Origin of the sequence: Mesorhizobium sp. M0701 (assembly GCF_040320365.1) — a bacterium.
In the GTDB taxonomy this organism is placed as follows: Bacteria; Pseudomonadota; Alphaproteobacteria; order Rhizobiales; family Rhizobiaceae; genus Mesorhizobium.
The window spans coordinates 1-9,991 of the sequence record NZ_JAMYPO010000084.1 but is presented as its reverse complement, the minus strand read 5'-3'; the positions used below and the strand labels follow the sequence as shown (position 1 = coordinate 9,991).

At 60.9% G+C, this 9,991-nt stretch carries 4 protein-coding genes and 9 pseudogenes; 6 read left to right on the top strand and 7 right to left on the bottom strand.

Annotated elements, in window-relative coordinates:
* Positions 1–149: 149 nt before the first annotated feature.
* Positions 150–503 (top strand): annotated as a pseudogene (locus tag NKI24_RS35075) (IS110 family transposase); the annotation flags it as partial.
* A gap of 500 nt (positions 504–1,003) precedes the next feature.
* On the opposite strand, the pseudogene NKI24_RS35070 reads toward NKI24_RS35075, so the two are convergent.
* Positions 1,004–1,267, bottom strand: a pseudogene (locus tag NKI24_RS35070) (transposase); the annotation flags it as partial.
* A gap of 512 nt (positions 1,268–1,779) precedes the next feature.
* Between NKI24_RS35070 and NKI24_RS35065 the strand changes: the two are divergent.
* Positions 1,780–2,898, top strand: a complete 1,119-nt coding sequence (locus tag NKI24_RS35065; protein WP_502901514.1) for an IS110 family RNA-guided transposase — start codon at positions 1,780–1,782, stop codon at positions 2,896–2,898.
* Between the two features lie 290 nt (positions 2,899–3,188).
* On the opposite strand, the pseudogene NKI24_RS35060 reads toward NKI24_RS35065, so the two are convergent.
* Both NKI24_RS35060 and NKI24_RS36120 read right to left on the bottom strand, forming a co-directional pair.
* Positions 3,189–3,414: pseudogene (locus tag NKI24_RS35060) on the bottom strand (transposase domain-containing protein); the annotation flags it as partial.
* 45 nt (positions 3,415–3,459) lie between these two features.
* A pseudogene (locus NKI24_RS36120) lies at positions 3,460–4,896 on the bottom strand (recombinase family protein); the annotation flags it as partial.
* 74 nt (positions 4,897–4,970) lie between these two features.
* Between NKI24_RS36120 and NKI24_RS35045 the strand changes: the two are divergent.
* Positions 4,971–6,152 (top strand): annotated as a pseudogene (locus tag NKI24_RS35045) (helix-turn-helix domain-containing protein).
* A 34-nt stretch (positions 6,153–6,186) separates the two neighbouring features.
* Here the strand turns inward: NKI24_RS35045 and NKI24_RS35040 are convergent.
* From NKI24_RS35040 to tnpC, 3 genes and pseudogenes are all read right to left on the bottom strand, one after another.
* Positions 6,187–6,767: pseudogene (locus tag NKI24_RS35040) on the bottom strand (recombinase family protein); the annotation flags it as partial.
* Positions 6,754–6,942 (bottom strand): hypothetical protein, encoded by a 189-nt coding sequence (locus NKI24_RS35035; RefSeq protein WP_352750717.1) that lies wholly within the window; start codon positions 6,940–6,942, stop codon positions 6,754–6,756. The gene NKI24_RS35035 and the pseudogene NKI24_RS35040, both read right to left, overlap by 14 nt.
* Before the next feature lie 305 nt (positions 6,943–7,247).
* A pseudogene (gene tnpC, locus NKI24_RS35030) lies at positions 7,248–7,901 on the bottom strand (IS66 family transposase); the annotation flags it as partial.
* A gap of 3 nt (positions 7,902–7,904) precedes the next feature.
* On the opposite strand from tnpC, the pseudogene NKI24_RS35025 reads away from it, so the two are divergent.
* Together NKI24_RS35025 and NKI24_RS35020 are read left to right on the top strand one after the other, a co-directional pair.
* Positions 7,905–8,009 (top strand): annotated as a pseudogene (locus tag NKI24_RS35025) (transposase); the annotation flags it as partial.
* Positions 8,010–8,397: 388 nt separating this feature from the next.
* Entirely contained in the window at positions 8,398–8,850 is a 453-nt protein-coding gene (locus NKI24_RS35020) for an Lrp/AsnC family transcriptional regulator (RefSeq protein WP_352750715.1), read from the top strand.
* A gap of 172 nt (positions 8,851–9,022) precedes the next feature.
* Here NKI24_RS35020 and NKI24_RS35015 read toward each other — a convergent pair whose 3' ends face one another.
* Positions 9,023–9,472 (bottom strand): SPASM domain-containing protein, encoded by a 450-nt coding sequence (locus NKI24_RS35015; RefSeq protein WP_352750714.1) that lies wholly within the window; start codon positions 9,470–9,472, stop codon positions 9,023–9,025.
* Between the two features lie 181 nt (positions 9,473–9,653).
* Between NKI24_RS35015 and NKI24_RS35010 the strand changes: the two are divergent.
* Positions 9,654–9,991 (top strand): annotated as a pseudogene (locus tag NKI24_RS35010) (IS630 family transposase); the annotation flags it as partial.

Sequence of the window (9,991 nt, the reverse complement as noted above, 5' to 3'; positions counted from 1 at the left end):
GGCTTTACACGCCCGCCGTTCGCTCATCCCGAAGCCTTCCTTCAGGCGAGCGACAGCTTTCCGCTTGGCCGCGGGCGTCACCATTAATGGGATGGTCCGCCCCGTCCACCCGCAGCATTATCTGGGCAGTCACACCAAAGGAGGTTGCAATGTCCTCACGCAATGCGCCGCGCTCTGCGGCAGTCTATGGAATTGATATCGGCAAGAACATCTTCCACGTCGTCGGCTTGGATAGCGGCGGGGAACCCATCCAGGGAACTCGCTTCCGACGCGATACGCTGCTGAAGTTCTTTGAACGAGTAGCGCCAGCGATCATCGGGATGGAATCATGCGCTGAATCACGATGGATCGCGAGGAGACTGCAGGCGCTGGGGCACAAGGTTCGCCTGATCCCGGCGCAGTTCGTAAAGCCCTACGTGAAGTCGAACAAGAGCGACATTATCGATGCGAGGCCATCGCCGAAGCCACCACTCGGCCGACAATGCGGTTCGCCGCGATCAAGAGCGAGGAACAAGCCGACCTCCAGGCTTTGCATCGTGTGCGCGACCAGATGATCGGCACACGAACTCGTCTCATCAACCAGATGCGAGCGTTTTGCCTGGAATATGGCATTGCCTTGAGACAGGGAGCGGGCCTGTTCAAACTCGATCTGCCACTGGTTTTGAACGACGCGTCAAATGACCTCTCGCCGGCGATGCGCAAACTGCTCAACGATCTGTTCGCCGACCTGCGCCGGCTGGAGCAGCGCATAAGCGAGGTGACGAGGGAGATTAATGCGATCGGAGATCGTGAAGATGTTGCCCGCCGGCTCATGACGATCCCCGCCGTAAGCCCTGTGCAAAAAAGCGGGCTTCGTGCCCGAACCATTTATTGGGAACGGCGTGCGCGGATCTCATCATGGCCTGGCTGCAACAGCAGTCCACTCGAGAGAGGCCGGATACATTTATGCAACTGGAATCGTCATCGGCGATGTCGCGAACCCTTGCACGGACGGGGCGGACCATACATTCTTTCCCACAAGATCCTTCAACGCGGCATTGTCGAGCATGGCGTCGGCCAGAAGCCGCTTCAGCCGCGTGTTCTCGTCCTCCAGAGCCTTCAGTCGCCGAGCCTCGGAGACATCCATCCCGCCGAAGCGGGCCTTCCAGTTGTAAATCGAGGCGTCGCTGACCCCGTGCTTGCGGCACAGATCGGCAACCGATACCCCGGCCTCATGTTCCTTCAAAATTCCGATGATCTGCTCTTCAGAGAAGCGGCTACGTTTCATGTCCTGGTCCTCTCAATGGGCCAGAACGAACTTCAAACCGGATTAGATCAGAGGGGCAAGGTCAGAGGCCATACCTTAAGGGAACGCGAGCCGTGCCTTCCGACCAAACCTCGGGCCAGTCACAGACCTGGCAGCGCGTGACCCCGTGTCTGCGCGCCACCTCGGCCACCCGCGCGCAGGGCAGCCTCCCCGATATGAAGACCCAGGCCTAAACTCACGGCTCAGGCCGTGAGCCTCAAGCGGCTGGCAGCCGCATATTTGGTCCAATTCCTTCGGCTGGTGTTTCCGCTGCTCCGGATCGAGCGGTCAGTGGCAAGACTAGCAGTCTGAGGGTCACGCCAAACCATCATCCGAAGGCGGATCGCGTCTCATCTCAAAGCGGTTCGACTAAGCGGACTTCTTCAATGTAAGACCGTATGTCCGCCTCTGCCGGTGAGGTGGCTCGCCCTACACTGCGCGTCCGAGGGTTGCTCGGGCGGGCCGAGCCGATCCTCACCACAGGAGGACGAGCCGTGGCAGATTATAGGGAAGATAGGGAAGCATTTGTCGGAATCGATGTCGCGAAGCTGAGGAACGCCATCGCGATTGCGGACGTGGGCCGGGAGGGAGAGGTTCGCTTCTTCGGCGAGGTCGACGCGTCGGCCGCCAGCATGCGGCGGGTCATAGGCCGGATCGCCAGCCGCTTTGATTACGCGCATTTCTGCTATGAGGCCGGGCCGACCGGGTACGGCCTTTATCGCCTGATCCGGTCGCTCGGGCACGACTGTACCGTGGTTGCACCATCATTGATACCGAGGAAGCCCGGCGATCGGGTGAAGACGAACCGCCGAGACGCCATTTGCCTTGCCCGGCTATTGCGCGCCGGCGAGCTGACCGCGGTGTGGGTTCCCGATGAAGGGCACGAGTCCATACGGGATCTTGTTCGCGCGCGGGCGGCCGCGGTCGAGACGCTACGGGTTCATCGCCAGCAGGTGAGCGCATTCATGCTCGAGCAGGGCCGTAGCTATCCGCGAAAAAAGAGCTGGACGATGCGCTATCTACGCTGGCTTCAGGAACAGCGGTTCGATCATCCCGCGCATCAGATCGCACTCCAGGAGATGGTCGAGGCGGTGCGCGTCTCGAAAGAGCGGGTCGAGCGGCTGGAGCGTGTGATCGAAGAGTTCGTCCCGGCCTGGTCACTGGCACCGATCGTGTGGGCGCTTCAGACATTGCGTGGGGTAGACCTGATCGTCGCCGTGACGTTCGTCACCGAAGTCGGCGACGCCAGCCGGTTCGAAAGCCCACGCCAGCTCATGGGATATGTCGGTCTGGTTCCCGGCGAGCGCTCAACCGGGGAGACAGTCCGGCGCGGCGGCATCACAAAGGCAGGCAACGGTCGGGTTCGCCACCTGTTGGTCGAGAGCGCCTGGACCTATCGACATCCGCCCAAGGTCGGGAAGGCGAAGCTATACCGCTTGGAGCAGGCGCCACCGAAGGTGCGTGAGATCGCCTGGAAGGCGCAGTCCCGCCTGACAGCGCGCTACCGCATGCTGAGCGCTCGAGGCAAACGGACAACGGTCGTCTGCACCGCGATCGCCCGTGAACTGGTCGGCTTCATGTGGGCAGTCGCAAGGGAGGCGCGCGTCACCTGATCGCTCGCCGCGACGGCGCACATCTCGCGATGGGCGGAGGCGGGACCACGGCAGGGGAATGCCCGTCAGACGCTTTGTGGCCGCAACATGGCCGACGCCCGCAGTAAGATAGGAACAGCCCCGGACGCACAATCGGGAATGCGGTAGTCAACCCGCGCATCAGAGCTTGATCACCGACGTCCTTCAGTTCCGCCTCCACCCATGCGCGACTATCAGAATGAGCAGCCGTTCCTCGGATCGGGCGACCTCCTGCGTTCCAAACCTTGACAGCGGACATCAGAGCGGTGTTCTCAGGCCACGGCCTTGAGCTCGGGAGCCAGGATGTAAGCCCAAGACAGCAGGTCGTCGATCTGGCTGTTGGGGTGGCTGTTGACGATCCTGGTGAGTACGTCGGCGAGATAGCCGACTGGCTCGACAGCGTTGAGTTTTGCAGGTTTCGATCAGCGACGCAATGACCGCCCAGTGTTCGGCGCCGCCGTCCGAGCCAGCAAAGAGCGCGTTCTTGCGGTTGAGCGCGAAGACTGATTCATTATGCACCTCCTTTTCAAATGGCGGAAAACAGCGATTGCGACGCGGAGTATTGCGCGCCAGTTCGGCCTTGATCCGTTCGTCTTCGAGGTCGCTGGCGCGGATCTGGTAGGGCGCGCCGCGCATGACCTGCTCGGCGGGTAAGAGGCCATCCCTGATGAACCGGCGGATTTTGACGTGCGACACGCCGAGCTTCGCGGCCGCATCCGACATAGTGAGCCACTCGCCATTCTTGTCGGAAGAGCGATAGCCGCTGATCTTGTGCACCGTGCGCAGCGATTGGACGCGACGCGCGGTCCAGGTCTTTCCCTGACCGGTCTGCATGCCCATGCGGTTGAGTGTGGCAGCGATTTCGGCATCCGACCACCGGGTTGCCATGGATCGCATGATCGCCAGAGCCTCCTCAGGCGTACGCTGGCCATGCTCTCCGGATTTGGGCTTGCGAACCCGCACCTGCGAGTGCTGGCCTCCATGCCAGTGGATGGTCAAGATCACGTCGCGCGCATCGTGATCGACATCCGCCACGATGTCCTTGATGAGCGCGCGCAGCAGTTGCTGACGACAGCGCATGTCGACACCCGGCGGATTCCAGGTGGCCTTGAGATCCTGGCCGAGGCCCGTGAAGTCCGGAACCGCGTCGACAGGCTCAGCCGGGCCTCGCAGGTCTCCACGCGCCTGAGCGTGGCTTCCCAACTCCTCTCGAGCTGGGCCGCAATAAGCCGGTTCTCCGGGTCGCAGGCCGCATAGCGGCGCTCGGCGAGCGATGCCTCGTAGCGCGCCTGCTGCAGGTCCAGCTCGATCATCTGCCGGCGCCTGGCCTCGCTCTCCAGCTGCATCCGTTCAGCCTCCAACGCCGCTTCGATCGCCATCGGCGCAACCGCCTCCAGCGCTTCGCAGGTCACCGCCGCGTCGGTGCGAAAGCCGTTGAACGACATGCATCGCGCCTGTGCCATCATGAGGTTGCCGCGCTCGCAGCGATATACCGGATAACCTTGGCCGCGTCCGGCATACATGACAACCAGTCTTCGCCCGCATCGACCACAGGAGATGAGACCCGGGAGCAGCGCGCGACCGCCGCGGCCCGACTTGACGCCGCCGGCTTTGCCATAAGCGTTGGCCGCGAGCAGTTCCTGGTTCCGTTCGTACTCGCTCCATCCGATGTAGCCTTCGTGATGGTCGTTGAGCACCACCGCCCACTCGCTAGCCGGCTTGTAATGGCCATAGCTCTTGAGAACGCGGCCATCGACGATCTCAGTGCGCTTCTCGCTTTTACCATAGACATAGGCGCCGGCGTAGAATGGGTTCTTCAGGATCGAGATCACGTTGCGGTAGCGGATCGGAACCCCAGTCGAAGGACACCATCTTCTTGCCGTCGGAGGGTCTGGGAAAATGCACGCCATCGTCGATCATCGAGATCAGGACCTGGCGCGCACTGCCGAGTTCGCGGAAGCGCGCGAATATCAGGCGAATTGCGCGGCCTGAGACATAGGTGACGTTTTGTACCACACATGGGTAACACTTTTGGCTTTTGGCCGGAGGTGTTGATGCCGTGGAGAGAGTGTTCGGTGATGGAGGAACGTCTACGGTTCGTTGCCCGCCTTCTCGAGGGAGAAGGCATGAGCGATGTGTGCCGGGATTTCGGAATTTCGCGCAAGACTGGCTACAAGATCTTCAACCGCTATAGGGAGGAAGGGCTGGAGGCGCTTTGCGACCGCTCGCGGCGGCCGGTGAGGTACGCCAACCAGTTGCCCGAGCAGATCGAGCGGCTGATCGTCGAGACCAAGCGCGAGAAGCCGCATTGGGGCGCTCGCAAGATCAGGGAGTTGCTGGTCAGGAAGCTCGCCGGTGATGTGCGTATCCCGGCCGAAAGCACCGTGCATGCCGTGCTCGACCGTCACGGCCTTGTGAGCCAGGCCCGCAAGAGGAACCCGGCGAACAAGGCCGTGGGCACGCCATTGTCGCAAGCCGCCGCCCCTAACGATCTGTTGTGCACCGACTTCAAGGGGGAGTTCAGGCTCGGCAACGGTAGCTACTGTTACCCCTGACGGTCACCGACCAGACCTCGCGCTACCCTGCGAAGCGCTCGAATCGACAAAGGAGACGCCGGTCATCGAGGCCTTCGTGCGGCTGTTCAGGGAGCGCGGCCTGCCCGCCGCCATCCGCTCCGACAACGGACTCCCTTTCGCTTCGCCTAACGGCCTCTACAATCTCTCGCGCCTGTCGGTGTTCTGGCTCAGGCTCGGCATCGTCATCGAGCGCATCCAGCCGGGCAACCCGCAACAGAACGGCCGCCACGAGCGCATGCATCTGACCTTAAAGAAAGAGACGACCAGGCCGCCCGGCATGAATATCCTCCAGCAGCAGGCGAGGTTCGACGCTTCCATCAGCGAATTCAATGAGGAAAGGCCACACGAGGCGCTCGCCATGCGCACCCCGGCCGAGCTCTACACGACGTCCTCAAGAGCCTATGAGGGCCTGCCGGAACTGGAATACCCCTTCCACGACCGGACATCCTGGTTACCGCTTGCGGCCGCATCTGTATGCACAGGAAGAAGATCAACGTCTCGACCGTGCTCGCCGGTCAGAGGCTGGGAATCAAGGAGGTCGACGACGGCATTTGGCTCGTCAGCTTCATGCATTACGATCTCAGGTATATCGACTTGCAACAGAGGACCTTGCAGACCATCGACAACCCGTTCGGCACGAGGTTGTCACCCATGTCTTAAGTACAATCTGTTACCCATGTCTCCGGGTTGGACAAATGGTCTCCTGCAGGCGCATGTCGGGATCGAACCCGAGACCGTAATCGCGGTGCCAGACATAGCCGAAGGGCACGGAGATGCGCAGTTCCCCGCGCTGTGCCTTGGCGCGGGCGGCCTCGTACATGCGGGCACGCAGCACGCCGAGCTCGAACTCGCTGATGCTGCCCTTCATACCGAGCAGCAGGCGGTCGTTCGGCAACCCGGATCGTAGACTCCGTCCAGATCGATCACGCGTGCATCGACTTCGCCGCACAACTCGAGCAGCCGATGCCAGTCCGGCCCGTTGCGCGACAGGCGGGACGCCTCCAGGCAAAGCACGGCGCCCACATGGCCGGTGCACAGATCGTCGACCAGGCGCTCGAAACCGGGACGCTCCACAGCCCCGCTTGCGGTTCGTCCCAGATCCTCGTCGATCACCTCTACTTTGCGGAATCCCCAGCGCCGCGCGACGTCGACAAGCTCATATTGCCGACGCTGGCTCTCAAGGTTGAGCTGGACCTGCGCCTGAGTGGACTGACGCACATAGACGACGGCCTTGCGCTTGAGGACGGCAGTCGGAATCAGATTACCGCTCGTCATGGCAGCTCTCCTCCTCCGTTGCCACGCCGGCGGCGGCCATCAGTACGTTGGCGAGCCGGGCGATCACTATGGTCCATTGCGCTGAACTCAGCCCGTTCAGCTTCTGCGAGTCGAGCGGCAAGCTGAGTTGGCGAACGACCACGAGAGATCGTGTCGGGGGTGGCAGGCTTCTCATGTTGCGCCTCCGCGATGGTGAAATCATCCGGAGAGCCTCGCCGGAAACGGCGTTCGATCAAGAGCTTGTGAAGCTCAAGCAGCGCGGCAAGCGATACGCGCCGGGAGCCCAAACCCATCGCCGCGCAAGCCACGGGATCGATCACCCAGGCCGGAGCGGTAATGACATGCCCGGGCGCGACGACGAGATGAATGATCCGGCCGTTGGCGCGCTCTTCGCTGTTCTCGCAGCGAAGCCGACGTCCGAAATATGGGTGCCAACGGTAATGGACCTCGACCTCCTGCCCAACATGGGCAGAATGACCCCGAGATGGCGATCGGACGGATTGAGCGCTCGACGGTGTTGCTGTCGATCTCGATGCGGCCGTCGTCAAGGAAGCGCGAGAGGCCTTGCCAGCGCGAGAGCGTGTAGCGGATCGCCTCGGCGAGCTTTGTCTTCTGGCTGATCAGGCCGAGCTTCTCGCGTAGCCAGAGTTCAAGATCGGCGACAATGGCACGGCTATTTTCCCGACGTACCGCACGGCGTTCATCGGCCGATCGGCCGCGGATATCATCCTCTATTCTGTAGAGCTCGGCGATCCGTCTCAGCGCCTCGCCGGCGATCGGCGCCGGTCCGGACACGGCCAATTCATAGAACCGCCGGCGAACGTGCGCCCAGCAGAAGGCGAGCGTCACGCCGCTCTTGTCGGCCAGCACACGATAGCCGCCATAGCCGTCGACCTGCAGGATTCCAGTGAAGCCTGCGAGATGAGCGATCGGACGCTCGGCCTTCCGGTCGGGTGCATAGACATAGGCGACTCCCGGCGGGTCGCTCCCCTCGCATGGTCGGTCATCGCGGGCATAGGCCCAGAGCTGCCCGGTCTTGGTCTTGCCGCGGCCGGGATCGAGCACCGGCGCGGTCGTCTCGTCGGCGAAGAGTTTTGGTGAAGTCTTCAATTTGCCAAGTAGCCGCTCATGCATCAAATCGAGCCGCTCACCGGCGAGATCAAGCGGCACACCGACGTTGTCGGCATCTTTCCGAACGACGATGCCATCATCTGCCTCGTCGAAGCCATCGTGCTTGAGCAAGACCGCTGAATGAGCAGTCCAGCGCGCCCAATATATTACATTGAAAAAGTGTCGGGCTTGCACAGCGGCTTTTTGACTGGAGGCACACAGAGAAAGCGGAGCTTGTCGATACAAGCGTCCTCGAACTCTGGGGTTTGCGCCAAAACGCGTCGGCTGCTGAAATGCGGATCACACAAAGCGGGGTTTGAAATGTCGTCAGCTTATCAGACGCACTTCGGACCGCTCTGGGTTGAATCCGGAAGGTGCGCGTATTTGATCAACTGCCGGGCCGTGAATGCTTGTTTGTTTCACTTTTGCTGGTGAATTGAAATAAACGTTGCGGAAATTTCTGCAATTGTTAAATTGCTAAGTAAATATTAAATCTCCAAGTAGGGCCGGGCATCAGACGGTGGACGACCTAGATAAAAGGATCCTGACGGCGCTACAGAGGAACAATCGGCACTCCTTTGCCGACCTCGCGGAACTAGTCGGTTCTTCAGCCGCCTCATGCATGCGTCGAGTGAACAAGTTGCGTGCGGAGGGCGTGATCGTTGCGGATATCTCACTCGTGGATCCGAAGGCTCTTGGCAAATCGCTTACCGTTGTTGTGACAGTAGAACTTGACCGTGAACGTCTGGATCTTGTCGACGATTTCAAGCGCGCGATGCGCGCGGCCAAGGAGGTAACTCAGTGCTACATGGTGACGGGCGACGCCGATTTCGTCCTGGTCGTAGCGGTCGAGGACGTCGAGGCCTTTGACGTCTTCGTCAAGACAAAGCTCTATACCAACCCCAACGTGCGAAAATTTAGGAGTATGATCAGCCTTGATCGTGTCAAGTTCGAGCCCCGGATCACGGTATAGCTTTCGGCGGATTGCGCTGAAGCCATCGATCCGAGCCGCCTTTGAAGCGCCCTTTGGACGTTCAGCTTCCGATTCAATTTCTTCGCGTGGGAATATGCAGTCCCGGGCCCGTGCCCGCCGGCGGTATAGATGAAGCATATCGAATGAATGTCGTGCCAGCGTGCAACCTCGCTCACCGGCACCGGGTGCTATGCTCTCCTGCTGGTCCGAGTTTCACAGCGGTGCCCTTAGCCTCTTCGACGTTTGGGCCGCAAAGTATGGTGAATGTCGCCATGTGTGCCAATGCTGGCGGCTGTTCATCAGCGGTTCCTGCTCGAATAAAGATACCGGGTCGCGTCAGTCCGAGAGTATCGGCATTCGCGCCGGCCCCCTTCAGGCGGTTCGCCGGCATCCAATCAGCATGCGGATGCTTTGGATCGGCAAATTCGCACATCCTACAAAGCAGAAAACCATCCGTTCCATTCACGCGATCGACGATTTCGCAAAAAACTGGCCCTTCAAAGAGGTCTTCGTATTCGTCGCGCAGAAGATTGCCCAATACGTGGCGCCGTTCAAAATCCATAGAGCAGAGAGTAACGTCGCCGTTTGGAAGAAGAACATTCCGATACTGCCGTTCGTCCACGCATGTCCGTGCTCCGACGGTTGGCTGCCGTGGCCAACGATCTTAGGGTCGACGCTTCCGCCCCTGCTACTCCCCGGCGGCTGCGAACTAGAGCGGTTCCCCCTTTGACGGAATCAAAGGGGATTCCAGATTTATCTGTTTTGTGATTCAAGATGCTGGCTGGAGTGGAGGCCAGCATCGGATGACCCGACCTCTTTCCAATGATCTTCGCGAACGTGTTGTAGCGGCGGTTTTGGGTGGCGAGAGCCGCCGGTCGGCCGCCAAACGGTTCGGCATTTCGGTTTCGGCGGCGGTGAAGTTGTTGCAGCGCCATCGGGTGACTGGCTCGGTCGCGCCGGGCAAGATGGGTGGACATCGCAAGAGGTTGCTGGAGCCGCACCGTGCCTTCATCGAGGCGCGTATACGTGAGACACCGCATCTGACGCTGCACGGTTTGAAGGATGAGTTGGCCGCACGCGGGGTCAAGGTCTCGCACAACGCGGTCTGGATGTTCTTGAGGCGCGAGGGCCTGAGCTTCAA

Bases quoted from the DNA above. Each gene is read 5' to 3' on its own strand.
- NKI24_RS35035 (WP_352750717.1), bottom strand. From the start codon at position 6,942: ATGAGAAGCCTGCCACCCCCGACACGATCTCTCGTGGTCGTTCGCCAA.